Here is a 26228-nt window from a genome sequence, read left to right as displayed (position 1 = left end):
TGATGGAGCTTGATGCATTTTTATATAAAAAAGTGAAACCTTTTGGTATGATGAAACGTAGGAACATATATGGAAATCATATATGAAAAAACATATGTGACGTTAGTCATTTAGTGGAGGGAAAACAATGGTAAAAAAATTATTGGCCGCATTTATCGCATTAGCGGTTGTGTTTTCACCAGTCGGTGGATCACTTATTCATGACGGTTCAAACGTAGCAAGCGCAAAAGGGTATAAGTCAGGAAAGCGCTCTTTTGACAGCGGAAGCAATAACCAATCAAGCTTATTTAAAAACAATAATAGTAATTCAGTTAAGCAAAACAATACGTCTAAAAACTCATCATCTAAAAGTACAGCGGCTAGCTCAAAGCGCGGCGGCTTAATGAAAGGTCTTTTAATGGGAGGAATTGCGGGCTTATTATTTGGAAGCTTACTATCTAGCTTAGGACCATTAGGCCCAATTTTAGGCTTTATGGTAAATATGCTTGTGATTGTAGCTTTAATTCTTCTTGTAGTAAAGTTATTCCAAAGCGTACGTAGCAACAAGCGTAAAAATGAGGAAGTGAAATCTTGGAGACAATAAAAATTTCTGAACAAGATATTATCAATGCGATGTGTTTGTATATCGCAGAAAAGAAACAAGTTCAGCCTCAAGAAGTAGAGATTGAGCTAATGTATGATGATGACTACGGTTTTTCAGCAGAGTCATACGTGCATGATCGTAAGCAGGTTCATATTACTTTGAACATTATTGAAGCGCTGCGCTTTTGGCTGGATACGGAAATGAACGTAGACCCATACGCAGCAGGACTAGAACTGGAATTAGACGATGAAGAAGGCATTATCGCTTTTGCAAAATTAAGTCGATAAAGAACTTCAATGCAAAACCCGCTCAAGTGAGCGGGTTTTTTTATTATGATTTTAACTGTTCGTTGGAACTGGACTTATCGCGTTTTTTAGTGAAAAACCACCAGTTGGCATCTCCAAGCAATTTCATTAGAGAAGGGACAAGAAGCATTCTGACAATCGTTGCATCGATAAATATAGCTAAAGCAATTCCTACACCCATTTGTTTAACAGGCGTTACATCTGTAAAAGCGAAGGCCCCTGTAATCACAATCATGATTAAAGCAGCGCTTGTGATGATTTTACTAGTGGAAGCTAATCCTTCTACCGTTGCCACATTATTATCACGGGTTTGATGATACACTTCGTGAATGCGCGAAATTAAAAAGACTTCGTAATCCATGCTGAGCCCAAATACAAGGCCGAAAACAAAGACTGGCAGCACTAAAGCAATATTAGACTCGGTAAGACCTAAATGTCCATTTTGAAACAGCCATACAAGTAAACCAAACGTAGCTGTTAAGCTTAAAATATTCATAATGATAGCCTTTAAAGGAATGAGGACAGAACGAAAAGCAATCATTAAAATGACATACGTTGAAAATAAAACAAGAGCCAAACCATATGGAGCTTTTTCATAAATTTCATCGAATATTTCTTGTTCAAATTTTGGATAGCCGCCAATATGAACGGTGAAAAGTGAACGCTTGTCTTTCCATTTTCGAACAAAATCTTTTGCTTCATCTGAATTTTGGTCTGTATCTAGCGTAGCTTTTATAAGCATATAATGTCCGTTAATGAACGAATCTACAGCTGGCTTTGCCTGCGCACTTATCTGCGGGTTTTCCAGCATAGCTTGAAGCTGATCACTCGATTTTACGTTTAAAGCGGTAGAAATAGAATCGACTTGCTTAACTAACGAATCTTCTTTTAATTGTTTTATAAAAGTAAAGGCATTTGTTAAAGGCTTTTCATTCAGCATATCTTGCTTAGCTTCTAGCACAAAATAAACGTCTGCCGTGTTTTTATTTATAAACGTATCGTTATACGTGTCAAAAGCTTGACGAGACTCGTATTTTGTTGGCAGCGCTTCTGAAGACGGTATTTCTAGATGCATGTCTCGAACGGGAATAAGTGCTACTAACAGAATGATAAGAGAAACAATTGTCATAGTTACAGGCTTTTTCATGACCAATGTAGCGAATGAACGCCACCTAGACTGACCGCCTTGTTCACTGACTTTTAAGATGCGTAAACGATTAATGCGTGTACCTAATATAGCCAGTATGGAAGGAAGGAGCGTAAGAGCTGAAAACACAGCAATAAAAACAACAGCCATTCCTCCAAGAGCGACGTTTTGAAAAATATCCACTTGAATAAACAGCATTCCCGCTAATCCAATAAATACGCATAATCCTGAGAAGATGACCGAGCGTCCCGCTGTTTGAATGGTAATTTTGATTGCTTGTTCTACCGATTTTGTTTGAATTTCTTCTTTAAAGCGATTAATAAATAAAAGGGCAAAGTCAATACTAAGAGCTAATCCAATCATTGGAATCACATTTAAAATAAAGATGGACAGCTCTGTGTACGGATGAAAGAAATAGACAACACCCATGGTGGTAACGACGGTTACAATTCCTATCATAAGAGGGATTGCAGCGGCTACCACGCCGCCAAAAGCTAGAAGAAGCACAACTAAAGCAACAGGAATACCGATGGCTTCTGCTTTTGCTAAATCTGCTTGGCTTGCTGTATTCATATCTTTTTCAATAATAGGACCACCGGTTAATTTTACACTCATTTCTTTTTCTTCAGCTGAAAGAGTTCTGATCTTTTCCACTCGTTTGTCCATCGTTCCATCATCGTGATTAAAGTGGATAATTCCATACGCTGTGCTTCCTTTTATCATCTTGTTAGAAGCCGTTGGTATGTCAACTTTCGACGCGTCTGATTTGTCCTCTGCTTTTTGCATATACTGAGCGATTGTTTGCTGGAATTTCGAGTCAGAAACTCCGTCTTTTTTTTCAAATAAAACGATGATCTGAGCTTCGCTAACATCAAATTTATCAACTAAAAGCTGCTCGGTATCTTTATACATTCCGTTCATTTCAAATCCGTTTCCTCCCAGCACAGAAGGAAGCTTAGCCGCATAAAAGCCAAATCCGACAATTAGAATGATCCACAGTATTAATAAAAATTTTCTGCCCGCATATAATGCGTTCGCTACTTTATTCATATTAACCTCCCATTTTTTGTACAGTTACTAGACTATTTTATACTAACAGTTATTGTAATTAGAAGAAGTATTGTGTTTTTTTGTTTTTCTTGCTTGAAAAAGCTTTTTAGATAGATGCACAGAGGTGTTTCCTCAGTAAAATCGTGTTTATGTTTCAGGAGATTTAGGGAACACTGTACATAAATGCACGAAGGGGGATTTAAAAAGATGCAAATGAAACAGCCAGCTAAAATGACGAATAGTTATGGGTGTAAAAATGAGTATGATACATTAAAACGTGTGATTGTTTGCCCACCTACATATATGAAAATTGAAGAAATTATTAATGAAACACAAAAGCATTATGCGGACGAAAACATTGATGAGAGCTTGGCTTCAAAGCAGCACCGTCAATTTGTCGAATGCCTTCAAAAAGAAGGAGTGGAAGTCATCGGGCTATCTGCTCAAGAGCCGTTTCCAGAACAAGTATTTACGCGGGATATTGGCTATACGCTGGGAGATACCGTTATTGTCACGAAAATGGGAAGCGAGATTCGAAGTGGAGAAGAACAAGTGCTAGCAGAGTGGCTGCAGCAGCAAGGTATTCCTTTCCATCAGGTACCGGACCATCCCATTGAAGGTGGAGATGTGCTGATTGATGGACAAGCTATTTTTATTGCGCTCAGCGACCGTACAAGTAAAGAAGGCGTGGAGCATATCCAAGAGCTGCTTCCAGCGTATGAGGTTGTTGCGATTCCTATTGATCGGTCTTATCTTCATCTTGATTGTGTGTTAAATATTTTATCACCCACAGAAGCGCTCGTATTTTCACCAGCTTTACATGAGAAAGAATTAAATTTACTTCGCATGAAATATGACTTAATTGAAGTAACAAAAGAAGAGCAGTTTACGATGGGAACCAATGTATTATCCATCGGTAATCAGCGGGTGATCAGCCTGCCAATGAATACAGAAGTGAATGAAGAGTTAAGGAAACGAGGCTATAAAGTGATTGAAGTTGATATATCTGAAATTATTAAGTCCGGCGGTTCTTTCCGCTGCTGCACAATGCCTCTTGAACGAGTGTAAAAAAGCTTGAAAAGAAAAAAAGATCTCGGCGCTAGCCAGGGATCTTTTTTTGAAGGATGTTGTATAAAATTTCAAGTGAAAGGAACATTAACCTATATAAGCTGTTGCAGGAAAGGAGTGATAAACATGGCAAATCGTAATCCTATTTTAGTTCAAGGTGCTGACCAGCTTCTTGATCAGTTAAAAACGGAAATTGCGGGAAGACTTAACGTTCAGCTTGGCGCTGAGCAAACGGCTCGTGCAAATGGTTCTGTTGGTGGAGAAATGACGAAGCACCTTGTTGCAATGGCGCAACAGCAATTAAGTGGTGCACAAGGACACATTCGCTAGTCTGCTCTACATAAACACGCTGATGAAAAGTTCTGGCTCTTTTGAGCTGGAACTTTTTTGTGTAGGAAACATCATTTTACTTTCTCTTGGTCGTTTGATTTGAGATTTCGCTTAAAATTCTCCACTTTCAAGGTTGAAAAGTGCATAAAATGGGAAAAGGACAAAAAAAGAGAAAGTAGAGGTTTATCATGAAAAAGCTATTATCATTTGGAAAAAGTCTTGGTAAAGAAATTCAAGAAGACCAAGCAACGGGACTAGCGGCTGAGCAAGCCTATTATTATATGCTATCATTATTCCCTATGCTTATTTTACTGATATCCATTGTTCCGTATCTATCTATTAAACCGGAAGAGGCAATCGATGTCCTTCAAAGCGTTATGCCGGGAGAAACGGCTGCAATCTTTAAAGATAACGTAGCTCAATTTGTAAGCCAACCAAACGGCGGGCTACTGACTGTAGGGATTTTAGGAACTATTTGGTCTGCTTCAAACGGGATGAACGCCTTTATCCGTGCAATGAACCAAGCCTACGATGTGAAAGAACAGCGCTCGTTTATTAAAGTAAGAGGTCTGTCCATTCTTTTAACAATTGGATTAATTGTAACAATTATTGTATCGCTTCTTTTGCCAGTGTTCGGAGGGGTTTTGTTAAATTGGGTAAGCGAATGGTTTTCTCTTCCTTCCGGTACAACAGTGGTTTTAAATATTCTGCGCTGGATTATCGGTGTCGGCATTATGGTACTTGTTTTATCCGTATTATACAGATTAGCGCCAAACAAAACGTTTCCTTTTGCTCATGTATGGCCCGGAGCGCTCGCTGCTACGCTGTTATGGCAGCTGACATCTTTAGGGTTCTCATTTTACGTAAGCAACTTTGGTAATTATTCTGCTACTTATGGAAGCTTAGGAGGCGTGATTGTTCTGATGCTTTGGCTATTTTTAACGGGGTTAATTCTCGTTATTGGAGGAGAGATTAACGCTATTTATCACCGAAACAAAACGGCTGCGCCTCCTAAAGATACGTCTCAGGCGATGTAATAAAAAAGGAAACCTTTATAGAGGTTTCCTTTTTTAACGTTTAAAGCTATTCACAAGCTGTTTAAATGACTTGGCTGTATATTTGACCGAATCTTTTTTGTACTGTACATCGGTTTTAATCGCTGCTTGTGTTACTTTTAAATGATTTGTTTTTTCTTTGATATGATCAGTTTCGTTTTGAAGATGTTGAGAAGTGGCATTTACAGAGTTCACAGTTGGCTTGATTTTTTTATTAAATGATACGCCTGCGTAAATAAGGTACGCAAGTGATGCCAAAACAACAGCTAAGCTTATATAAACAATAATCATCGGTGTGCCTCCTTTGTACGTATTTATATTTATATAGGTGAGAATAAAATATATACGAATATCATCCTCTTTATTTAATTGTTATACCCATTTTTAATCAAAACAAACAAAAGCCTGCCGAGAAGACAATATATTGGATTTTTTCTGAAATTTCATTCATCATTACATATAGAGTTACCTTGAAAGGAGAGAGAAGAAGAATGCCGTTAGATCCGCATATTCAAATATTTCTAAATCAATATAATGAAATGCCCCGTCCTTCTTTAGAGGACGTTACACCCCCGCAGCTGAGGGAAATGGAAAAGATGTCTTTAACTCCTTCTAAAGAAGCAGTTAAAAAAGTATATAATGAAGAAATCCAATTAAATGAACGTACGCTCACTCTACGAGTGTATGAACCTGAAGGAACAGGGCCATTTCCCGCTCTTGTTTATTATCACGGAGGAGGCTGGGTATTAGGAAGCCTGGATACTCATGACTCCATATGCAGGTCGTATGCAAATGAAACAAACTGTATTGTAGTGTCTGTTGATTACCGTCTTGCTCCTGAAAGTAAATTTCCGGCTGCAATAAACGATGCCTATGACGCCTTGGAGTGGATTTCAGCTCACGCGTCTCAATTAAATATCGATTCAAACAAAATTGCCGTCGGGGGCGACAGTGCCGGTGGTAACCTTGCTGCGGTTGTAAGCATTTTAGCAAAACAAAGACAAGGTCCATCCATTGTTCATCAGCTGCTTATTTATCCGTCTGTAGGATTTAAAAATCAGCACCCTGCCTCTATGAAAGAAAACGCCGAAGGATATCTTCTTTCAAAAGATCTTATGGATTGGTTTCGCCTTCAGTACTTAAATAATAAAGAAGAAGAACGGCATCCCTATAACGCTCCGGTATTACTAGAAGATTTATCGAGTCTACCAAGCGCTACCATCATTACAGCACAGTATGATCCTCTAAGAGATAGCGGAAAAGACTACGCAGACGCATTAAAAAATCACGGTGTCCCTGTCACCTATGAAAATTACGAAACAATGATTCACGGGTTTTTAGGGTTTCATGAATTTGTCCCGCTCGCTCAGCAGGCGATCAATAAAAGCGCAGCTCAACTGCGTCAAGTATTTGATTCTATTTAAGGCGCAAAGATATATAGTGTCATAAAATATCTAATTAAAAAAATACTAAAAATATAGTAAAAGTTAAAAAGTTCTTTCCTTAATTGGATTGGGCTTTTTTACTTTTCAATTTTCTCGTATAATTCATCCATTTTAACATTCAAAACGTCAGCTAACTTAAGTACTTTATCCATGCTAGAACAAACTGAAAAAGAAGAAAAGAAATTCTTGAGGTTATGGAAAGTACGATAATGGATTATAGAGAAGAAGATATGGGCAATATTAGCGATTTTAACGGAAATTTATTGGAAAATAAAAAAGAAATATAATTGAAAAAATAACAAAAATAACCTATTTCATGATATTATTTACTCGTTGAAGGGCTGAGTACTGTGACAGAGCAATTGTAGGGGCTAAGCTTGAGCTTCCTGAAATATGCCATAGCGTAATGAACAATAGTTGCAGACCCGACCAACTAATTATGAACGTAGAAAAAGTAATCAGCCAACTTAGTTTATCAGTTTAAAGTAACACTATATAAAAAGAAATTTAAGGTACTACTGGTTGTGGCTTCAATTAAACAAAAGGGGAGAATTCTGTGAAAAAGTTGCTAATTGGTACTGCTTTGTTGTCATTGAGTTTGACTATGGGTGCTTGTGACAGTGATGAGAAGGAAAATGATTTACTAGAGAAGAAAAGTGTAGCTGAAGAACCTAAAAAGAAGTCTGAAGGCAAAGATTTAGATAAAAAGTCCGAGTCTCAGCAAATTCAAAACGAACAGAAAGATTTACGTGCGTATAGTGTAAAAGTTGAAAAAGAAAAAAAAGCTAAAGAATTAGCAGAGCAAAAGGCAAGAGAGGAAGCGGAAGCTAAACGACAAGCGGAAGTAGCTGAGCAACAAAGACAACAAAAGATTGCTGAACAACAGCGTATCGCAGCGCAACAAGCAGAAGAACAAAAGAAGCAACAAGCTCAAGTAGCACAAAATCAACAGCAGCCAACAAATGATGAAGAATTATCTCATGCTGATCAATATGAAGAACCTGAAGTAAATGAAGATATTTCTGCTCCAGATCAATACGAAGAAGAGGTTCGTCAACAACAAGAAGACAGTTTCACAGACGAAACAAAGCAACAAATTAATCAAGAGATGGAAGAAAACGATGGATATAGTTCTACTTTATGGCGATGTGATCAAGTGTTATATGGAGTGCAAGAAGGATATATTTCAAAAGAAGAAGCGGGAGATTGTTTGAAATAATACTATAACTAGAAGAATTTTGCTTGGGATATTTTTCTTAATACTATTGATAAAAAAACTACCTAAATGGTACAATAGACTTATAAAAACATAATGGAACGTTGTTTTCACAGAGTTTATTGACGACATTAAGTAAGGTGATTTTTTGAATGATAAAAAACAAGTAGGTCAGCTGATTCAAGATCTGCGAAAGATTGCGGAAATGACAACTGTCGAGTTATCAGAAGGAATTTGTACTGAAGAAGAGCTACATCGATTTGAACAAGGTGAAATTCATGCAAGCAGTGAAGTTCTCTATCATTTATCGAAACGCTTAGGGGTTCCGATGAATTATTTCTTTGAAGCAGGAGAGCTAACGCCCAACGATTATTCAAAAGAAATTAAATCGACCATTAGGCATTATATACGAAAACGCGATTATGAAACCGTGTTACATATGGTGAACAAAGAAAAAGATAATCCTATGTTTCAAGATCCTTTTCATGCACAATTTTTCCTATGGCACGAAGCCATATGTGATTATTATATTGGAAATAAATTTGAACAAGCGCTTCGTAAATTGGAAAAAGCTATTGCGTTCACGCGTACGAGTGAACAGTTTTATTCAGAAAAAGAGATTGCTATTTTAAATAGTATTGCCATTATTTATGAAGAAGAAGGTCATTTAAAAAAAGCGTTCAGTACGTTTATGGAAGGATTGCAGCATATTGCTTTGCTTCCTAAGTTAAAAGATCCTCTTGTTAAAATTCGAATTTTATATGGATTATCGCGTGCGCTTTTGCAAATGGAACGTTATGAAAAGTCGGTTAAATATGCACAAGCAGGACTAGAGCTGTGTATTCAGCATGAGACGCTTTATTTATTAGGAGAACTGCACTATCAAATTGGAGAAGCACTCTGTCAGCTTGATGAGCTTAAAGAAGGAATAGCCTACCTAGAAAAAGCTATTACCGTTTTTAAAATTGAGCAAAATGAAGCGTTTGTGACCATTATTCAAGAAGAGATGTCTAAATATCAAGAAACAAAAAAGAAGAGCTGATCGCTCTTCTTTTTTTATCTCCAATACACTGGGTGTGGGTAAAATGGCCGAGGGCGAGGGTAAAAGTAAGGGGGGTGGTAATAAATAGGACGAGGATAAGGGTAAGGATAAAATGGCCGAGGGCGAGGATATGGATAATAACCATAAGGGAATCTTTCGTCAGCTTCTTGGGGATTTGAATAATAATCATAGCCATATTGATACTTTTCTAAAGGTTGTTCCGGGTAATATTGATAATTCACTCTTTTCACCGCCTAAGTTTTTATGCTTTTTACTGTATTCATTACAGAAAGAATTGGAGTATGTACTCATCAAACTTTTAATTTGAAAAAGGCGGGAGACAAGGAGTATTTTAAAAATAAAAACAAATTAGCTTTCCTTCTCGTTTTCTTGTAAGTTATCAGCATCGGGAAGGGTGGGATGTTCAAAGCTTTTAATAAAAGAAGCGTAAGCAATCGTATCTTTAATAGGGTTTACATAAGATAATGGTTGACCTCGGTAGCTGAAATTAAGTGTCATCCAAGCAAAATCTTTATTATTGTTGGAAATCAGTTTTGCATTATGTATAAAAGCAGATGCGGCAATCATCGCATCTGGTCCTTTAATTTTTTTATTGGATTCTATTTTAGCTTTTCTACGAATTTGAGCTGCTAGCTGTGCAATTTCACTTGTAACGTCCACAATCTTATCTGTCATATCGTAAATATAATGATTTTTTACTGCTTTGACTTGAGGGTTTGTTTCTACTTCCCAATGCGACAGAAGTTCCATTTCTACAACGGTAGGCATTAAAAATTCCGCTTTATTTGAAATAAGTTCATTAATATATTCCACAACTTCTGGATAATTAAGCGCATGTGAAGCCCAAATGTTTGTATCAATAATTACTTTTTCATCCAACACAAATCGTTCACTCCTCTCTACTAGCCATTCGTACCAGCTCTTCTAACCCAAAAGGTGAGTAAAGAGCGGCAGATTCTGAAAGCTGATTGCTTAATAGAAGCTTTTCATATTTAGTTAATCTAGTTTTTGCAGATTTTATGAGCTTTTCTTGTGTGTCATTTAATGTTTTATCTTTTTTATCGTACGTGCGTAGAACTTTATTTTGAGGTTTGTATTTAAGATTTTTCTTCTGCATAGGGGGTGAGGAAGGTGATTGCGGCGAGGGTTGTGTATAAATTTTTCCATTTATTTTTAGGTTGAAGTGCTTTTGAACTTCCTTGCTGTATGTTCCTTTTTGGTCATCTACTAAGCGCTGTGCTTTCATGATATCCCTGCCTTTTATATAAATTTATATAGTATATGTGATGAAGTTTTCTCTTACTATTCCTTTTATATAAAAACATTGAAAAATTAGCTTCCGGGAGTTATTAAATTAACTAATGTTTGCCTGGTGGGTGATAATCTCAGCGAATACCGGACAAAGGTTTAAAAACATGATATCGTGTAAGAGAATAAATCAGTATCGGTTAGAGAAGGAACTACAAAAAAGGGGATGCAAAATGAAAACAGAAAAACAAAAAATGCTGGATGGAGAATTATATCTTTCTGCTGATCCGCAATTAATAAAAGAACGTGAAAACGCTCGAAGATTAACAAGGCTTTATAACCAAACAACAGAAAGGGAAGAAGAAAGACGTACAAACTTATTAAAAGAACTGTTTGGATCTACGGGAAATTCTCTTTGCATAGAGCCTACTTTCCGCTGTGACTACGGTTCTAACATTCATGTTGGAGAAAATTTTTATGCTAACTTTGATTGCGTACTTTTAGATGTATGTGAAATAAGAATAGGAGATAATTGTTTTCTTGCACCAGGTGTACATATCTATACAGCAACTCATCCTTTGCATGCTCTTGAAAGAATTTCAGGAGCTGAGTTTGGCAAACGCGTAGAAATAGGAAATAACGTCTGGATTGGGGGAAGAGCCGTTATTAATCCTGGAGTGAAAATAGGCAACAATGCCGTAATTGCTTCGGGTGCCGTTGTGACAAAAAATGTTCCTGATAACGTGGTAGTGGGAGGCAATCCTGCAGTTATAATCAAGCATATTGAAAATTAAAGAATAAACAAAGAGCTCTTGAATTGTAAAAGCTCTTTGTTTATATGATGTTTTATTGCCGATTTGGCTCGTCCTCATTTATAATGTTTTGGTTAAATGTAAAAATATATATATTTCCTTCCGAGATCATCCATACTTTATTGACAAAGGAAAATTAATCATGGTATATTATCTTTAATTAAAGATATTCAAATTAAAGATAAATAATAAATGATAAACTAGACGATTTATCCGGAGGAATGTAGAATGAATCACTTAAAAGGAATACACCACGTAACGGCCATTACAAGCAGTGCAGAAAAGAATTATGAATTTTTCACCTATGTGTTAGGCATGCGCTTAGTTAAAAAAACGGTCAATCAAGATGATATTCAAACGTACCATTTGTTTTTTGCAGATGATAAAGGCAGCGCCGGAACGGACATGACTTTTTTTGATTTTCCAGGTATTCCAAAAGGTTTTCACGGAACAAATGAAATTTCGAAAACATCTTTCCGCGTTCCAAATGATGCGGCTTTAGACTATTGGGTAAAGCGCTTTGAACGCTTAGAAGTAAATCATACGGGGATTCAAGAGCTATTTGGGAAAAAGACGCTTTCGTTTGTTGATTTTGATGATCAGCAGTATCAGTTAATTTCCGATGAAGGAAATCAAGGAGTTGAATCAGGCACTCCTTGGCAAAAAGGCCCTGTCCCTCTTCAATACGCTATTACGGGACTTGGTCCTATCTTTATTCGTATTGCCGAGTTTAATTACTTTAAAGAAATGATGGAAAAAGTCCTTTTATTTAAAGAGATTGGTCAAGAAGGAGATCTTCACCTATTCGAAGTAGGAGAAGGAGGAAACGGTGCGCAAGTAGTAGTAGAACACAATGAAAAACTTCCGCAGGCTCAGCAAGGTTTTGGAACTGTTCATCACGTTGCTTTTCGCGTAGAAAATAGACAGGCTCTTGAAGAGTGGATTAATCGAATGTCAAGCTTCGGTTTCCATACGTCTGGTTATGTGAATCGTCACTTCTTTGAGTCGTTGTATGCAAGAGTGGCTCCGCAAATTTTATTTGAATTTGCGACAGATGGACCAGGATTTATGGGAGATGAACCTTACGAAACGCTCGGAGAAAAATTATCACTTCCTCCTTTTTTAGAGCCAAAACGTGCAGAAATTGAGAAGCTCGTGCGTCCGATTGATACAGTAAGAAGTACAAAAGAGTTTGTGAAAGAATAGTACACAAAAAACACTCAAATAGCTATTTGAGTGTTTTTTGCTGTTTCAAAGATGAATCAGCTTTCAAAACGCTAAAAAAGAACGTGTTTTTGGTACCTTCTACTTTTATATATACCTATCGCGAATGTTTGCTTAAAAACTGCCAATGTCTTACAAGGAAGGAGTAGGAGTGGGTTGTGCATAGCCTTCTTTATATTTTTCATCGATGTCTTTGCGAATATCTTTTATTGATTTGCCTCGGTTATAGTCGAGCATAGCTTTAGCTGCAATTTCTATACACAATCCGCATTTTGTTCCATGATCATCCCAGACAACTGCTCCATTTCTTTTGTTTTTAAAAATAAAGCAGTCATAGCTGTTTTTGTGATTTGCTTCCATGCCACATCCGCAGTAGCAAGGGATTTTTTCAAGTAGTTCACGATTTTTAGCAACGGATAGATAAACTAGTTTCATATCTTTAGGCTGGTTCTTCAAAAACTGTGGCAAAACATCTGCTCCTGGAGTCTCTTCGCGAATATCAGCAACTGCAGCTTTGTGATGTTCATGACCTGAATGTGCAGAAGAGTTTGTGGCAGAAGAAGTTGTTGTATTGTTTGAACAAGCGGATAATCCAATACTTGTAGCGAGAATCCCCAACAAAATAATTGATTTTTTCAATACAATTAACATCCTTTCATGTGAAAATAAATGATAGTTGCATCATACACGGCAGTTTATCTATGTAGATAATCCAATACCTGCTTGTTTATATCTAATTCTCTATAAGTATGCAGAGCGGTTATCGTGTATGATAGAGATGGACGAGGAAAAAATATGAAGCATGAATTTATCATAAGGTGCGTTTTGTAAGTAATTGGACAGAAGGAGAAAGTGAACGGAGGTTAAACAGTAGTGAGTGAACAAAATCAACGTCTTTTTGAATATATTTTAGAGAATTCAGCCTCTATCAGTGAAGAATGGCTGCGCCAAAGAAGTAATATTAAAGGATCGATTTACTCAAAGGACGCAGACGCTTCAGTTGAGAAAAAGCTGCGCGAGCAGCATCTTTATACGATCGAAACAATTGCGAGCGGCTTTCTTGACGATCAAGAGATTTTCAAACAACGTATGGTGAAATGGACGACGGAAGTAGTAAACAGCAGAATTAAATTTGATACGCCGATTTACGAGGTAGTAGAAGCGCTAAGCAAAACAAGAAAAATTATTTGGACGTATGTCAAAACATATAGTCTGATACATTCATCTATCACAAAAGAAGATATACTCTCTTGGAGCGAAGTTTATCATACAACATTTGATAAACTCATTAATGAATTTTCCGAACAGTACTATAAAATCACAAGGCAAAAAATAAGTCTTCAGCAAGAGCTAATTGACGAAACGAGTTTTCCTGTCATTCCACTTGTAGATCACATCGCGGTCTTGCCTTTAGTAGGGCTTATTGATGAAATCAAAGGTGATTCTATTATCGAGGTTGTTCCAAAAAGATGTGCAGAAAAACATATAAGACATCTAGTCATTGACTTATCCGGTGTAAATTATGTAGATACGTATGTTGCTCACAAATTTTTTGATTTGATTAACATTTTGCAGCTGCTAGGCATCCATGCGATTATGTCAGGAGTGAGTCCTGACATGGCTCAGACGGCTGTTAATGTAGGAATTAGTTTTAATAAAATTGAAACGTTTGGACATTTACACCAAGCTCTTTCTTCGCTTGGTGTAAAGAAAAAAGAAGAATAAAGTATAGAAATGCTAAAAAGAAACGGAACTGAAACTTTTGCTCTCAGTTTCGTTTCTTTTTGTTTGTCTACATTCTTCTGCATTCAAAATCTTGTAAGCATGCCTTACAAACTCCTTTTCACATGGTGACAAATGGAAGATACTAAGGAACAAATAAACGGCGGTTTTCTATGCCAAACGTCTCGTTTAGCTCAAGAATGGAGGTGCAAAGAGAAGAATAAGAGAAGTACATAATGAGATAGTTAAAGTCTTAGATAAGTACTGATAAGCCGTGTGATTAAGGAGGAGCTCTATGAAAATAATTTATCTTCTTTGCCTGCTTCCGTTTGTAGGAATATTAGGTTTATTGCCTTTTGTTAACAAAGTAACGCCGTTTATTTTAGGGATGCCTTTTTTTCTCTTTTGGATTGTTATGTGGGTAATCCTTACGTCTTTTATTATGGGTATTGTGTACAAGCTTGATCCTGCTGTTAAAGGAGGAGATAAATAATGAATACCGCTCTGATTATTATTTTTGGTTTTTTACTTTTAGCTATTTATCTTGGAATTCGAGCTACGCAGGGCAAAAAAATGGATTTAGAACAGTGGAGCGTAGGCGGCAGAGGTTTTGGAACTGTTTTTGTCTTCTTTTTGATGGCGGGTGAAATCTATACTACTTTTACGTTTCTAGGTGGAAGCGCTTGGGCATATGGAAAAGGAGGGCCAGCGTTTTATATTTTAGCTTATATTTCTTTAGCGTACGTGCTAGGGTATTGGATCGGCCCGCAAATATGGCGGTATGCGAAGCAGCATAAGCTCATGTCTCAGCCGGATTTTTTTGTTTCAAAATACAACAGCCCGTTTCTAGGCATCGTTGTTTCATGTGCAGGGGTGCTGGCAATTGTTCCTTATATTATTTTACAGTTCAAAGGCTTAGGTATTATTGTATCTGAAGCTTCTTATGGCTCTATCTCTTCAACCGCAGCCATTTGGATTGGTGCCATATCATTAACGGTTTACTTAATGATATCAGGCATACATGGTTCCGCGTGGACGGCTATTGTCAAAGATATCATGATTTTTATTGTCGTCTTATTTTTAGGAATATATATGCCGTTTCATTACTACGGAGGCTTACAGCCGATGTTTGAGGCTGTGCATCAAGCAAATCCAACGTTTCTTACTCTTCCCAAGACAGGTCTAAGTATTTCGTGGTTTATTTCTACAGTCATGCTGACCGTATTAGGATTTTACATGTGGCCGCATACGTTTAATGCAACGTATTCAGCTGAAAACGAGAATGTATTTCGAAAGAATTCTATTATAAGTCCTATTTATACGTTAATGCTGCTTTTTGTCTTTTTTGTAGGGTTTACTGCTCTTATGCAGGTACCTGGACTACAAGGCGCAGAAGCAGACTTGTCACTGCTTCGTCTTTCCATTCAAACATTTGATCCGTGGATTGTCGGCTTTATTGGCGCAGCTGGTTTATTAACAGCACTTGTGCCTGGATCGATGCTTTTGATGGCAGCTTCTACGTCACTGTCTAAAAACGTTTATGGCGTTCTTGTTCCTTCAGCGACGGGCAAACAAATTTCGATACTGGCTAAATGCTTTGTACCGGTCATTGCGCTTGTTTCAGTCTATTTTACACTTCATGGAGGGAATACGATTGTAACGCTTTTACTAATGGGCTACAGCATTGTGACGCAGCTGTTTCCTGCTTTTATTTTTAGTTTAATGAAAAACAATATCGTGACTAAATACGGGGCATGTGCAGGTATTGTTGCCGGCATTGCGTCTGTGATGTATATAACGATTACGGAAACAACGCTTGGCACGTTGTTTCCTGCGTTGCCACAAATCATTAAAGATACAAATGTCGGCGTTATTTCTTTATTTATTAATTTAGTTGTATTAATGGTGGTCAGTTTAGCAACGAAAAAAATCGCCGCACAGCCGCATTTTGAAAGCGGGGCAGTAGATGGCAAACAAATTTTGTGAAAATCTTTTTCCAATTGCGTTTTAAGAACATCATGAAGGGTATAAAAGTAGTGTATCACCAAAATGTTCAATATGGCTGCAAGACATAAGCAGCCTTCTCGATAAAATGTAACGATTGCGTTGTTTTTAAACATAGGTAACGAGTGTGAAAAGCAACAAGACGTATGCCACAAGCGGTGTACGTCTTTTCTATGAAAGATATTCACCTAAAAAAGGAGATGATAACATGACATCTGAAAAAGCATTTGAGCAAAAGAAAGATCTTTTAATGAATCAAATTATTGAATCGGGTTACTTTAAAGCAGAAGACGGGAGACATTTGTACGAATTGAATTTAAGTGAACTAGAACAAACGCATCACGATCTTCAAAACCAAAAGGTAAGAGAAGTATAATTAAAATCTTCCAGATTATTAGAAATTCAGCTGATTTCGTATATATGTGTAAACACCAGCTGTTCAATTTGTTCCTCCGCGGCTTTTTTGCTTGAAAGCAGGGACTTTTCTTTTTCTTCCGGTGCATTTACAGCCTCGCTGTTTCCAATCATACTCCTCAAACATATAACTCAACACTTAAGAAATATGCGAATAAAACCAAAAAAAGCGCAGCTTCTGCGCTTTTTTTGGTTAGTTAAAAACGAGTGGAAGCCGCTGTTTTTTTAGGTTTGCTCATTGCTTTTTTTAATACTTCAGAAAAATAGGGATCTCCGCTAGGATTTTGCTGTCTTAGCAAGTCAATGGTTCCTTTCACGTCATCCATAGCTCTGTGAGCGTGCTCTCTCTCGATATTATGATGATCAAGAAGCGTTGTTAGTTTTTTATTAGGAAAGCCGTACTCTTTCCATTTGACAGCACGCATAGAGCAGTGCCATTTTTGGTTAAATAAAGATGGATACCGTTTTAAAAGAAAACTGCGATCGAAAGAAGCATTATGAGCGATGATAGCCGAAACGCTAGTTAACAGCGATTCCACTTTTTTATCGTCTAACGTTTTATTTTTGACCATCTCATTTGTAATTCCCGTTAAGTTTGTAATATACGGGAAAATGGGAGTTGAAGGCATATTAAATTCTTCATATTCTTCTACAATGTCGATTATTTCTCCGGTAAAAGAATCATAAGAAACAACAGCAATTGCTAGTTCGATAATATCGCATGTTTGCGCACTTAATCCCGTTGTTTCAACATCTAAAACGGCTGCTAATTTCACTTGTTCAGTTGACAACTCGTCGCCCTCCCTTTCTATTTATCATTCTATTAGCTTATCATTTTTTAACAAAAAACGTTAGTAAAAAAGATGAGGGAGCACGTACATGGATTTATTTTATACGCCCACGTGGAAAAGGAATTTACTTTTTTAAAGGAGATGACGATAGCAAAGGAGAATAGTAATATTTACTCATCTAAATTAAGTCTTCATTGAAAATAATGAAATGAAGGAAGAAGGGGATCGCTATCATGCAATTGCTGTATATGGTACTTTTTCTTGTCTTAATTTTTTGGGGAATTACATCTTTTATTCATTACAGGAATCAAACTATTAAAGTTCGTTTGAACAAACATTATACGAATGCAGTAGAATGGATTGAAGCTGTTAAACAAGAGCTAGAAAAGCAAGGGAAATCCGTGAGTTATGAAGGGGATTTCTTGTTTAAAATTGATGAAAAACCTTATGAAATCGCAGCGCGCAATATGTCTATTTGGAGCATGTCGCTCTATCATATCTTGCTGCAGCGTCAAAAAGAACATTCTTAAATTTACTTGCATACAGAAATTATCACTTCTCGTCTATTGAGAAGTGATTTTTTTATCTTTCTATATCCATAATGGGGAATTTTTTGTTTTTATATAATAGTAATACGAAAAAGATGGTTCTAATTTCCTAAAAAAATACGCTTCATATATTTTTAGTTTTGGTTATCGATTTGGCATGGAATTTGCATACGTAAGAAGGGTTTATCAGACATTTTAATTGTCAGGCAAAGAAAACTAGTTACATACTATAAAACTATTTTACATTATCTACTAGAATCAAAAAATTTTAATAATATAGTAAAATGTAGTTGACCTTCCTAGTTTTAGAATATAAAATAAATCTTGCTAATAGTTTGAAAATTCTAAAATGGAGGGGTTTACTTGAAAAGCTGGAAAAAGATTTTGGGGACATCTTTTCTTGCCACAACTGTTACATTAAGCGGAGTCGGGCCAGTACTTATGAATGGAAGTACTGCTTCAGCTAAAACCGCACAATCGGAAGAACTTCCGAGTTCACCAATTGATATGAATACAGTACCGGAAGAAAGATTGGCTAACGCACTGAAAAACCAAGGAGTTATTTCTCAAAGTGCAACACCGCAAGAAGTGAAGAAAGCCGTTACTTCTTACATAAACAAAAAAGATGCACATAAAGAGAGCATGAAGGGACATAAAGCTAGCAAAATTGATTTGAAAGCGAAAGAAATGCAAACAAAACAAAAAGAAAAGTTTCAACGAGGCGAATTTGCTAATATTAAGTCTCAAGGAAACAATTCGGGGAACGGGGTAAACGTTAAACCTGCAGCTCAGGTCAAATATAACGGACAAGTGAGAAAAGATAAAGTTCTTGTTCTTTTAGTCGAATACGCAGACTTTAAGCATAACAATGTCGTTCAAGAACCTGGTTACATGTATGCAAAAGATTTTAATCGAAATCACTATCAGCAATTAATGTTTGGAAAGAAAGACTTTACGTTATTTAACGGTAAGAAAATTAAAACATTTAAACAATATTATGAAGAACAGTCTGGAGGTAGTTACACAGTAGATGGAACGGTTTCTGACTGGTTAACTGTACCTGGAAACGCAAAAGAATACGGAGCAGACAATCCAGCGGGAGGAAACGATAATGCGCCTGGATCTAAAGGGCCTCGTAATCTTGTAAAAGAAGCGCTTGCTGCAGCAGCAAAAAGCGGAATTAATCTTTCAGATTATGATCAGTTCGATCAATATGATATCGATGGAGACGGCAACCGCAATGAGCCTGACGGCATAGTGGACCACTTAATGGTCATTCATGCTGGAACTGGGCAAGAAGCAGGTGGAGGGAAATTAGGAAACGATGCTATCTGGTCTCATCGCTCTACTTTGGGCCAAGTGTATAAAGTTCCTGGAACAAACATGGCTGCTTATGATTATACAATTGAACCAGAAGACGGAGCAGTTGGCGTTTTTGCTCATGAATTTGGCCATGATTTAGGTTTGCCGGATGAGTATGATACACAGTATACGGGTCAAGGTGAGCCGGTAGGCGTTTGGTCAATTATGAGCGGAGGGAGCTGGGCTGGTGAAGTAGCTGGAACAGAACCGACAAGTTTCTCCCCGCAAAATAAAGAGTTTTTCCAAGCAAATATGGGTGGAAACTGGGCAAATATTAAACAAATCGACAGCAAAAACATTACAAAATCGGGCTCTGTGAGCGTGGTTGATCAAAGCGTGACAAAATCTAAACGCCCGGGTATTGTAAAGATTAATTTACCTAAAAAAGCTGTTCAAGGGATTAAGCCTGAGTTTGGAAGCAACTACTACTACAGTAAACGCGGAGACGATCTGCATACGACAATGACGACGCCAGAGTTTGATTTAACAGCAGCAAAAACAGCTAAATTCAATTACAAAGCGTTCTATGAAGTAGAGGCAGAATACGATTACTTATATGTAAATGCAATTCTTCCTGACGGCTCAAAAGTTCTGTTAGATACAATTGGTGATAAAGCGAACAATGCAGACGGTTCTGCTGAAACTTCCGGCGGAAAATGGGAAGATAAAAGCTATGACTTAACGCAGTTTAAAGGTAAAAAAATTAAGCTTCAATTTGAATACGTAACGGACGGTGGACTTGCCCTTCAAGGATTTGCTCTTGATAATGCCAGTTTAGTAGTAGATGGAAAAACGGTATTTACGGACGATGCTGAAGGAGCGCCAAAAGTAACGTTAGATGGATTTGAAAAGACAAACGGCATCAGCTATAAAGACAACTATTATTACCTTGAGTGGAGAAACTATGCAGGCAGCGATAAAGCACTTCAATTCGCGCGAGGTGCAAAATATAATACAGGCATGCTGCTTTGGTACGCAGATGAAAGCTACCTTGATAACTGGGTAGGACAGCACCCAGGTGAAGGATTCCTTGGCGTAGTTGATTCCCATGCTCATAAAGTTCTTTACTTTAATGTAAATGGGATTAGCACGACAGCAAATTCAAGCCGATATCAAATTGCAGACGCGGCGTTCTCATTTGATAAATCACCTGCTTGGTCATATTCTCATAAAACGTGGGGAACGATTTCATCTAAAGAATCAAATGGCGTTACAAGCTTTAACGACAAAAAATCGTATTTAGATGAAAGAATTAAAGATGCAGGCCGCTTGCTTCCTCAAAACGGATTAAAGTTAGACGTAATTGGTGAAGCGAAAGACAATTCAGCTGGTGCTGTATGGATTCATAAGTAAAATTGGATGTATTAAAAAGATCTGAAGAGCGTATTCTTCGGATCTTATTTTGTATCATAAATTCAAAATAAACTATGAGCTAAATAATCAAAAACGATAAGCCCGTTTAAAAAATAAAATAAAGGGAATTTTCAACAGTGAATAATTGTTATTATGTCATGAAATTCATCCATATAATCAATACTAATAGGTAAAGAAAATATTGAAAAGGAGTTCTAACTATGAGCTATCGTATCGAAAGAGATTCAATTGGAGAAATCAAAGTGGCAGAAGATAAACTATGGGGAGCGCAAACGCAAAGAAGTAAAGAAAATTTTCCAATAGGGATTGAAAAAATGCCGATTGAAGTAATACGCGCTTTTGCGGTTTTGAAGAAAAGTGCGGCTATTAGTAATCATAAACTAGGCAAACTATCAGCAGGGAAATCGGAAGCCATCGTACAAGCTGCTAACGAAATTATTGAAGGGAAATGGAATGAACATTTTCCTTTAGTGGTATGGCAGACAGGAAGCGGAACGCAATCAAACATGAATGTAAATGAAGTGATTTCTCACCGGGGAAACCAGCTAATAAATGGCGACGAAACGCTCCATCCAAATGATGATGTCAATATGTCACAAAGCTCTAACGATACTTTTCCTACAGCTCTTCATATTGCAGCTGTACTAGAAGTCGAAGATCAATTATTGCCTGCTCTAAAAACATTAAAAGAAACGTTCGCTGCGAAGCAAGAGCAGTTTAAAGATATTATTAAAATAGGAAGAACCCATTTACAAGATGCTACACCGCTAACACTAGGACAAGAAATTAGCGGATGGCATCATATGCTCGAAAAGAATGAAGAAATGATTAAACAAAGCGTAGAGTATATGAAGGAGCTAGCTATTGGCGGTACAGCTGTTGGGACGGGAATAAATGCACATCCTGACTTCGGCGATGAAGTAGCGAAAGAAATCAGCAGCACGCTTGGAAAAACATTTATCTCAGCAGCTAATAAATTTCATGCATTAACAAGTCACGATCAAGTGGTTTATGCTCACGGTGCACTCAAAGCCTTAGCAGCTGACTTAATGAAAATCGCCAATGACGTACGCTGGTTGGCAAGCGGTCCTCGGAGCGGATTAGGCGAAATTACGATTCCTGCTAACGAACCAGGAAGTTCTATTATGCCTGGAAAAGTAAATCCAACTCAAAGTGAAGCTCTAACAATGGTTTCTGCACAAGTGCTTGGGAATGACGTGACAATTGGCATTGCGGCTAGTCAAGGAAACTTTGAATTGAATGTATTTAAGCCGGTTATTATCTATAATTTTTTACAATCAGTCAGATTGCTGACAGATTCCATGCAGGCTTTTAACGATAAATGCGCAGTAGGAATTGAACCCAACAAAGAAAAAATTCAGCATAATCTAGAAAATTCTCTTATGCTTGTAACAGCGTTAAATCCGCACATAGGGTATGAAAATGCGGCTAAAATCGCCAAGCTGGCTCATCAGGAAGGAACGACATTAAAAGAAGCAGCGTTCAAAACGGGCCTTCTGACAGAAGAACAATTTGAGCAATGGGTAAATCCAGCTAATATGATTCATCCATTAAAATAAACATTGTTCTAAATAAACATATAAAAAGAAACTGCGGATTAAAAGAAATTTTACACTACTTTATACTAGATTCAAGTACATACGATTAGGGTATTTACATTTTTATAAAGGAGGGATTCACGTGACGTACGAAGTGAAGTTTTATTTTGGAAATGAAAAATCAATCAGTACATTGGTTGAATCAGAAAATGTAAAAAAGCTTGAGGAATCTATTATTCATACGCAAGGATGGTATCGTTATTATGACAAAAAACACGAAGCTTATTTAGCGATTCAAATGAGCAACGTTTTACACATCGTTATAAAAGAATATCAAGATCCGGAAAAACAGGGGTTTTGAGAGATTCGTCGTATACATAAGGAAGTTAGCAAAAGAGGTGAAAACTATGCAAAGGCGACATTCAAATAATCCTATTATTCTCGACGTTTCTCATCATCAAGGAATCATTAATTGGAAAGAAATAAAAAACACCTCAGTAAAAGGGGTGTATATAAAGTTAACAGAAGGCGGAACTTTTGTAGACCCTAGATCTTATGAAAATTATATAGGCGCTAAAAATGCGGGTTTGAGAGTAGGGTTTTATCATTATGCTCACTGTACAAATAGCCCAGAGAAAGAAGCTGCTTTTTTTATTGCTCAGCTTGGACAAATGAAACTAGACCTTCCGCCGTGTTTGGATCTAGAAGAAGACAAGAAAAAATCCAAAGAATTTGTTTCTCGCTTTGCCGTAAGCTGGCTCGAGCATGTTCACAAAACAACAGGGATTAAGCCTATCGTATATACAAATTATCATTTCGCTAAAACTTTTTTTACAAACGAAATAAGTAAGTATCCTTTGTGGGTAGCAAGATATAGTGCAGCCAACAGACAGGGCGGTATGCAGCACCCTGGTGAGCTAAGTCAGTGGCAGCGATGGGCAATGTTTCAATATACGGATTCTGGCAGAGTAAAAGGAATTTCTACAAATGTGGATATAAATGAAATGGACTGCTCATTTTTTAAGGAAGTCACAACAAATCTCTCTATGACAAATAATACAAAAGGGCCCTTTGTCTATTCCAAAGGCGATAGAGGGTTAGGAGTCAAACAAATTCAGCAAAACTTACTTGCGCTAGGTTTTTCTCTTCCGAAGTTTGGAGCAGACGGTTTCTATGGAGATGAATTAATCGCTGCAGTGAAAAAATTTCAGAATCGATATGGCCTTTTTTCAGATGGGATAGCAGGAGCGGACACACTGCCGCGTCTTGTTAAAGAAGTGAATAATCTGAATAATCTGGTTTGAGAGATTACCAGATAGGGAAAAGTCACTGTAAGATTCAAAAAGGTACAAGGAAGGAGCTATTATGAGAAAACGAAAACAAAAAGCATTGATATCAGGTATTACCCTATCAACTGTAGGAGTCGGCATTACGTCTTATATATTAAGCGATGCTGCGAAACGACGAAAAGTAAAAGGACTTGTTCGAAGTGCCAAAGTAAAACTTTCAAGTTTATCTAAAAAACAGCAGGTAAATGCTAGCCTAAATAAAGATGTGCATTCAGATCCTACGTACGTTTCTGAAAGCAATATGATTTCAGAAGGACCTATGTATCAAGATCAGCATAGATAATAAAAAAACTAGTCTTGCCTCGGGCAAGACTAGTTTTTTTATTAATTTTATAAATAGCAGCGCTTATTCATGTTACACTCTCTATATAAGGGAATTATTTCACGCATATTTACAAGTAAAGGAGGAATAGAAGGAGTGGTTAGTAGCGGACTATTTGTTAACTTATGTATTTTTTCGTTTTTTGTCAGTATTATGATTGCGATACGAATATTTTTGTTACAGCGTCTAGCCCATAAATACAAATGGATGAGTGGTATTTATGCAAGTATTGTTTCTGCTATTCTTATGGTATATAGCGTTACGTATCAACAGATTACATATGATTTACGTTTTCTTCCTCTTATTTTAACCGTTCTATACTTTGGTTACAGAGCCGGTGCAGTTGCAGGTATCACTATGGCTGCGTGCAGTATCTATTTAGAAAGTCATTGGTTACTGACTATCTTAATTTTAATCTTTACCTTTTTGTTTTCCCTTCCTCTTATTCGATATAGAAAGCAGTTTTCTTTATTAAAACAATCTCTTCTTTGTTTCTTTATTCATTTTATCGTTCATGTCTTACTGACAAATTACTTCTGGAATACACCTATTCAGTCGCCGTTTTATAGCGAAATAGAATATTTAGTGTTCGGAATTATCGGACTGGGAGTAGCCGTGGCGACGATAGAGTTTTATCGTAAATTTTACGCTGTAGCAGAAGAAGCTGCTTATGCTGGATCAGATTCATGTAAGGAAGAAGAAGATTCTTTTTTTGTCAGGATAATGAAAAAAGAACTAGAATATACGAAAGAACAGCTGGAATCTTTTATTAATCATCACATGGATGCGGTTATTATAACTGATTTAGAAGGGCGAATCTTGCGAGTTAATGAAGCTTATGAAAAAGTGTATGGCTGGAAATCCCATGAAGTCATTGGGAGAAAATATTACGATATAGCAGGAGCTTTTAGTGAGGATGTGCATGAGAATATAAAAAAGACTGTTGCTGAAAAAGAGGCAATCAATCGAGTAGAAGTAGTAAGAGCTCGTAAAGATGGAAGTTTAGTAGACCTTCGCATCACTATTTCGCCGATTTTTAATGGCAAAGATGAGTTGGTAGGTTTGTCTGGAGTGTGTGTGGATATATCTGAAGCTAAAAAAGCTAAACAAGAGCTTGACTTGTTACATCGTAAGCTTAAGGAAAGTGAGTTAAAGTACCGCACGTTATTTGAATATGCAAACGACGCAATTTATTTACTTGAAATAGGTTCGAATCATTTTCCTTCTCGTTTTGTTGAAGTAAATGAAGCTGGATGTAAGCGCTTTGGGTATACGAGAGAAGAGCTTTTATCCATGCCTTGCCACCATATTATACCTAGGGATTCTGACATTGTTCAAAAAACAGTCGAAGAAATTCGCAGCGGAAATCTTTCTTTTACGCTGCAATCACAATTTACATTTAAGTCTGGCGAAATAAAAAAACTAGAATATAGTGGAAAGTTGTTCAATATAGAAAACAAAAAAGTACTTCTTATTGTTTCAAGAGACAGAACAGAGTACTTAAAAACAGAAGAGCTGCTGCAGAAATCTGAGAAATTAGCAGCGGTCGGGCAGCTTGCTACAGCTATTGCTCATGAAATTAGAAATCCTTTAACGGCCATTAAAGGGTTTATGCAGCTATTAACTGAAAAAGCGAGTAAGGAAGAGTTAACCTATTTGAACATTATATCCTCTGAAATTGAGCGTATTGAAATGATTACAGATGAATTCATGTCTGTGGCAAAACCACAGGCCGTAACATTTCAGTCGATTGATTTGCAGCTGTTAATTCAACAAGTGATTTTATTGCTGCAGCCTCAAGCAACCATGAAAAACATTTTTATTGAACTTAACTCATATGGAGAAATGCCTTTTGTATATTGTGAAAGCAATCAAATGAAACAGGTATTTATAAATGTTCTTAAGAATGCGATTGAAGCAATGCCTTCCGGAGGGGAAATTAAAGTTGAGCTGAGAAAAAAGAACGACAATCATATTCATATTCAAATTATTGATGAAGGTGTAGGAATTTCAAAAGAACGCATCAAACATTTAGGTGAACCATTTTACAGTATTAAAGAAGACGGAATCGGGTTAGGGTTAATGATCTGCTTTAATATTATCCAACAGCATAAAGGAACTCTTAGTATTGAAAGTGAAGTAAACAAAGGGACGAGTGTGGAAATTTGTTTACCGTTAGAATAAAAGGTCATCAGTTAAAGGAAGAAGAAATTTTGCAACAAGTTGTTTAGTAAAGT

28 protein-coding genes are annotated in these 26228 nt (G+C 37.0%); 21 read left to right on the top strand and 7 right to left on the bottom strand.

All coding sequences use genetic code 11. The features are described 5' to 3' along the window. The first annotated feature begins 127 nt into the window (after positions 1-127). Both AC2YJL_RS12820 and AC2YJL_RS12815 read left to right on the top strand, forming a co-directional pair. On the top strand, positions 128-583 hold the full coding sequence (locus AC2YJL_RS12820) for a hypothetical protein (RefSeq protein ID WP_013056993.1): 456 nt from the start codon (positions 128-130) through the stop codon (positions 581-583). After that, positions 571-870, top strand: a complete 300-nt coding sequence (locus AC2YJL_RS12815; RefSeq protein ID WP_013056994.1) for a YxcD family protein — start codon at positions 571-573, stop codon at positions 868-870. Before AC2YJL_RS12820 ends, AC2YJL_RS12815 begins: the two co-directional genes overlap by 13 nt. A 43-nt stretch (positions 871-913) precedes the next feature. Here AC2YJL_RS12815 and AC2YJL_RS12810 read toward each other — a convergent pair whose 3' ends face one another. Beyond that, entirely contained in the window at positions 914-3085 is a 2172-nt protein-coding gene (locus tag AC2YJL_RS12810) for an MMPL family transporter (protein ID WP_251568088.1), read from the bottom strand. Between the two features lie 207 nt (positions 3086-3292). Here AC2YJL_RS12810 and AC2YJL_RS12805 point away from each other — a divergent pair, with 207 nt between their 5' ends. The 3 genes from AC2YJL_RS12805 to AC2YJL_RS12795 all read left to right on the top strand — a co-directional run bounded on the left by AC2YJL_RS12805 (position 3293) and on the right by AC2YJL_RS12795 (position 5520). After that, positions 3293-4153: a dimethylarginine dimethylaminohydrolase family protein gene (locus AC2YJL_RS12805; RefSeq protein WP_251568089.1), complete on the top strand. Its 861-nt coding sequence runs from the start codon at positions 3293-3295 to the stop codon at positions 4151-4153. A gap of 126 nt (positions 4154-4279) precedes the next feature. Then, positions 4280-4483: an alpha/beta-type small acid-soluble spore protein gene (locus AC2YJL_RS12800; RefSeq protein WP_251568090.1), complete on the top strand. Its 204-nt coding sequence runs from the start codon at positions 4280-4282 to the stop codon at positions 4481-4483. Between the two features lie 188 nt (positions 4484-4671). After that, positions 4672-5520: a YihY/virulence factor BrkB family protein gene (locus AC2YJL_RS12795; protein ID WP_230932601.1), complete on the top strand. Its 849-nt coding sequence runs from the start codon at positions 4672-4674 to the stop codon at positions 5518-5520. Positions 5521-5553: 33 nt separating this feature from the next. On the opposite strand, the gene AC2YJL_RS12790 is transcribed toward AC2YJL_RS12795, so the two are convergent. Then, complete coding sequence (locus AC2YJL_RS12790; RefSeq protein WP_251568091.1) at positions 5554-5829, bottom strand: hypothetical protein; 276 nt, start codon at positions 5827-5829, stop codon at positions 5554-5556. 200 nt (positions 5830-6029) lie between these two features. Between AC2YJL_RS12790 and AC2YJL_RS12785 the strand changes: the two genes are divergently transcribed. The 3 genes from AC2YJL_RS12785 to AC2YJL_RS12775 all read left to right on the top strand — a co-directional run bounded on the left by AC2YJL_RS12785 (position 6030) and on the right by AC2YJL_RS12775 (position 9241). After that, complete coding sequence (locus AC2YJL_RS12785; protein WP_251568093.1) at positions 6030-6962, top strand: alpha/beta hydrolase; 933 nt, start codon at positions 6030-6032, stop codon at positions 6960-6962. 577 nt (positions 6963-7539) lie between these two features. Then, positions 7540-8202 carry a hypothetical protein gene (locus tag AC2YJL_RS12780; RefSeq protein WP_251568095.1) on the top strand — a complete coding sequence of 221 codons (663 nt, stop codon included), beginning with the start codon at positions 7540-7542 and terminating at the stop codon, positions 8200-8202. Positions 8203-8347: 145 nt separating this feature from the next. Beyond that, positions 8348-9241 (top strand): helix-turn-helix domain-containing protein, encoded by an 894-nt coding sequence (locus tag AC2YJL_RS12775; RefSeq protein WP_195693991.1) that lies wholly within the window; start codon positions 8348-8350, stop codon positions 9239-9241. A gap of 369 nt (positions 9242-9610) precedes the next feature. Here AC2YJL_RS12775 and AC2YJL_RS12770 read toward each other — a convergent pair whose 3' ends face one another. Together AC2YJL_RS12770 and AC2YJL_RS12765 are read right to left on the bottom strand one after the other, a co-directional pair. Next, positions 9611-10144 carry a PIN domain-containing protein gene (locus tag AC2YJL_RS12770; RefSeq protein ID WP_251568096.1) on the bottom strand — a complete coding sequence of 178 codons (534 nt, stop codon included), beginning with the start codon at positions 10142-10144 and terminating at the stop codon, positions 9611-9613. Positions 10145-10151: 7 nt separating this feature from the next. Next, a complete protein-coding gene (locus tag AC2YJL_RS12765) occupies positions 10152-10508 on the bottom strand; it encodes a hypothetical protein (RefSeq protein ID WP_057243646.1) in 357 nt (118 codons plus the stop codon). 235 nt (positions 10509-10743) lie between these two features. Between AC2YJL_RS12765 and AC2YJL_RS12760 the strand changes: the two genes are divergently transcribed. Together AC2YJL_RS12760 and AC2YJL_RS12755 are read left to right on the top strand one after the other, a co-directional pair. After that, complete coding sequence (locus tag AC2YJL_RS12760; protein ID WP_098249749.1) at positions 10744-11304, top strand: maltose acetyltransferase domain-containing protein; 561 nt, start codon at positions 10744-10746, stop codon at positions 11302-11304. 246 nt (positions 11305-11550) lie between these two features. Next, entirely contained in the window at positions 11551-12528 is a 978-nt protein-coding gene (locus tag AC2YJL_RS12755) for a ring-cleaving dioxygenase (RefSeq protein ID WP_195693987.1), read from the top strand. Between the two features lie 150 nt (positions 12529-12678). Here the strand turns inward: AC2YJL_RS12755 and AC2YJL_RS12750 are convergent, their stop codons facing one another. Beyond that, positions 12679-13185, bottom strand: a complete 507-nt coding sequence (locus tag AC2YJL_RS12750; protein ID WP_013083117.1) for a PCYCGC motif-containing (lipo)protein — start codon at positions 13183-13185, stop codon at positions 12679-12681. A 234-nt stretch (positions 13186-13419) separates the two neighbouring features. Between AC2YJL_RS12750 and AC2YJL_RS12745 the strand changes: the two genes are divergently transcribed. From AC2YJL_RS12745 to AC2YJL_RS12730, 4 genes are all read left to right on the top strand, one after another. After that, positions 13420-14271: an STAS domain-containing protein gene (locus AC2YJL_RS12745; protein WP_230932604.1), complete on the top strand. Its 852-nt coding sequence runs from the start codon at positions 13420-13422 to the stop codon at positions 14269-14271. A gap of 292 nt (positions 14272-14563) precedes the next feature. Further along, positions 14564-14761, top strand: a complete 198-nt coding sequence (locus AC2YJL_RS12740; RefSeq protein ID WP_013083119.1) for a DUF3311 domain-containing protein — start codon at positions 14564-14566, stop codon at positions 14759-14761. After that, entirely contained in the window at positions 14761-16254 is a 1494-nt protein-coding gene (locus AC2YJL_RS12735; RefSeq protein ID WP_251568098.1) for a sodium:solute symporter family protein, read from the top strand. The genes AC2YJL_RS12740 and AC2YJL_RS12735 overlap by 1 nt, the downstream gene beginning before the upstream one ends. 226 nt (positions 16255-16480) lie before the next feature. Next, a complete protein-coding gene (locus AC2YJL_RS12730) occupies positions 16481-16648 on the top strand; it encodes a Fur-regulated basic protein FbpA (RefSeq protein WP_014460141.1) in 168 nt (55 codons plus the stop codon). Positions 16649-16674: 26 nt separating this feature from the next. On the opposite strand, the gene AC2YJL_RS12725 is transcribed toward AC2YJL_RS12730, so the two are convergent. Together AC2YJL_RS12725 and AC2YJL_RS12720 are read right to left on the bottom strand one after the other, a co-directional pair. After that, on the bottom strand, positions 16675-16800 hold the full coding sequence (locus tag AC2YJL_RS12725; RefSeq protein ID WP_285852715.1) for a hypothetical protein: 126 nt from the start codon (positions 16798-16800) through the stop codon (positions 16675-16677). An 83-nt stretch (positions 16801-16883) separates the two neighbouring features. Further along, positions 16884-17477 (bottom strand): exonuclease domain-containing protein, encoded by a 594-nt coding sequence (locus AC2YJL_RS12720; protein WP_251568100.1) that lies wholly within the window; start codon positions 17475-17477, stop codon positions 16884-16886. A 233-nt stretch (positions 17478-17710) separates the two neighbouring features. On the opposite strand from AC2YJL_RS12720, the gene AC2YJL_RS12715 reads away from it, so the two are divergent. The 7 genes from AC2YJL_RS12715 to AC2YJL_RS12685 all read left to right on the top strand — a co-directional run bounded on the left by AC2YJL_RS12715 (position 17711) and on the right by AC2YJL_RS12685 (position 26175). Then, the gene (locus tag AC2YJL_RS12715) at positions 17711-18007 is read left to right on the top strand and encodes a hypothetical protein (protein ID WP_013057017.1); all 297 of its coding nucleotides are present in this window, start codon (positions 17711-17713) and stop codon (positions 18005-18007) included. A 381-nt stretch (positions 18008-18388) separates the two neighbouring features. After that, positions 18389-20740 (top strand): immune inhibitor A domain-containing protein, encoded by a 2352-nt coding sequence (locus tag AC2YJL_RS12710; protein WP_230932605.1) that lies wholly within the window; start codon positions 18389-18391, stop codon positions 20738-20740. A 221-nt stretch (positions 20741-20961) separates the two neighbouring features. Further along, the gene (gene fumC / locus AC2YJL_RS12705; RefSeq protein WP_251568102.1) at positions 20962-22341 is read left to right on the top strand and encodes a class II fumarate hydratase; all 1380 of its coding nucleotides are present in this window, start codon (positions 20962-20964) and stop codon (positions 22339-22341) included. 121 nt (positions 22342-22462) lie between these two features. Beyond that, entirely contained in the window at positions 22463-22681 is a 219-nt protein-coding gene (locus AC2YJL_RS12700; protein ID WP_102194846.1) for a hypothetical protein, read from the top strand. A gap of 46 nt (positions 22682-22727) precedes the next feature. After that, positions 22728-23624: a GH25 family lysozyme gene (locus tag AC2YJL_RS12695; RefSeq protein WP_230932606.1), complete on the top strand. Its 897-nt coding sequence runs from the start codon at positions 22728-22730 to the stop codon at positions 23622-23624. Positions 23625-23685: 61 nt separating this feature from the next. After that, complete coding sequence (locus AC2YJL_RS12690; RefSeq protein ID WP_013083129.1) at positions 23686-23952, top strand: hypothetical protein; 267 nt, start codon at positions 23686-23688, stop codon at positions 23950-23952. 135 nt (positions 23953-24087) lie between these two features. Continuing rightward, positions 24088-26175 (top strand): PAS domain S-box protein, encoded by a 2088-nt coding sequence (locus AC2YJL_RS12685; RefSeq protein ID WP_230932607.1) that lies wholly within the window; start codon positions 24088-24090, stop codon positions 26173-26175. Positions 26176-26228: the final 53 nt, after the last annotated feature.

It is taken from the genome of Priestia sp. SRI_019 (assembly GCF_057586255.1).
Note: the sequence above shows the minus strand (reverse complement) of the source record. Positions and strands in the feature narration are given on the sequence as shown.

Bases quoted from the DNA above. Each gene is read 5' to 3' on its own strand.
- AC2YJL_RS12695 (WP_230932606.1), top strand. From the start codon at position 22,728: ATGCAAAGGCGACATTCAAATAATCCTATTATTCTCGACGTTTCTCAT.
- AC2YJL_RS12805 (WP_251568089.1), top strand. From the start codon at position 3,293: ATGCAAATGAAACAGCCAGCTAAAATGACGAATAGTTATGGGTGTAAA.
- AC2YJL_RS12740 (WP_013083119.1), top strand. From the start codon at position 14,564: ATGAAAATAATTTATCTTCTTTGCCTGCTTCCGTTTGTAGGAATATTA.
- AC2YJL_RS12810 (WP_251568088.1), bottom strand. From the start codon at position 3,085: ATGAATAAAGTAGCGAACGCATTATATGCGGGCAGAAAATTTTTATTA.
- AC2YJL_RS12765 (WP_057243646.1), bottom strand. From the start codon at position 10,508: ATGAAAGCACAGCGCTTAGTAGATGACCAAAAAGGAACATACAGCAAG.
- AC2YJL_RS12800 (WP_251568090.1), top strand. From the start codon at position 4,280: ATGGCAAATCGTAATCCTATTTTAGTTCAAGGTGCTGACCAGCTTCTT.
- AC2YJL_RS12760 (WP_098249749.1), top strand. From the start codon at position 10,744: ATGAAAACAGAAAAACAAAAAATGCTGGATGGAGAATTATATCTTTCT.
- AC2YJL_RS12795 (WP_230932601.1), top strand. From the start codon at position 4,672: ATGAAAAAGCTATTATCATTTGGAAAAAGTCTTGGTAAAGAAATTCAA.
- AC2YJL_RS12725 (WP_285852715.1), bottom strand. From the start codon at position 16,800: ATGATTGGAAACAGCGAGGCTGTAAATGCACCGGAAGAAAAAGAAAAG.
- fumC (WP_251568102.1), top strand. From the start codon at position 20,962: ATGAGCTATCGTATCGAAAGAGATTCAATTGGAGAAATCAAAGTGGCA.
- AC2YJL_RS12735 (WP_251568098.1), top strand. From the start codon at position 14,761: ATGAATACCGCTCTGATTATTATTTTTGGTTTTTTACTTTTAGCTATT.
- AC2YJL_RS12690 (WP_013083129.1), top strand. From the start codon at position 23,686: ATGAGAAAACGAAAACAAAAAGCATTGATATCAGGTATTACCCTATCA.
- AC2YJL_RS12730 (WP_014460141.1), top strand. From the start codon at position 16,481: ATGACATCTGAAAAAGCATTTGAGCAAAAGAAAGATCTTTTAATGAAT.
- AC2YJL_RS12820 (WP_013056993.1), top strand. From the start codon at position 128: ATGGTAAAAAAATTATTGGCCGCATTTATCGCATTAGCGGTTGTGTTT.
- AC2YJL_RS12785 (WP_251568093.1), top strand. From the start codon at position 6,030: ATGCCGTTAGATCCGCATATTCAAATATTTCTAAATCAATATAATGAA.
- AC2YJL_RS12715 (WP_013057017.1), top strand. From the start codon at position 17,711: ATGCAATTGCTGTATATGGTACTTTTTCTTGTCTTAATTTTTTGGGGA.
- AC2YJL_RS12755 (WP_195693987.1), top strand. From the start codon at position 11,551: ATGAATCACTTAAAAGGAATACACCACGTAACGGCCATTACAAGCAGT.
- AC2YJL_RS12790 (WP_251568091.1), bottom strand. From the start codon at position 5,829: ATGATTATTGTTTATATAAGCTTAGCTGTTGTTTTGGCATCACTTGCG.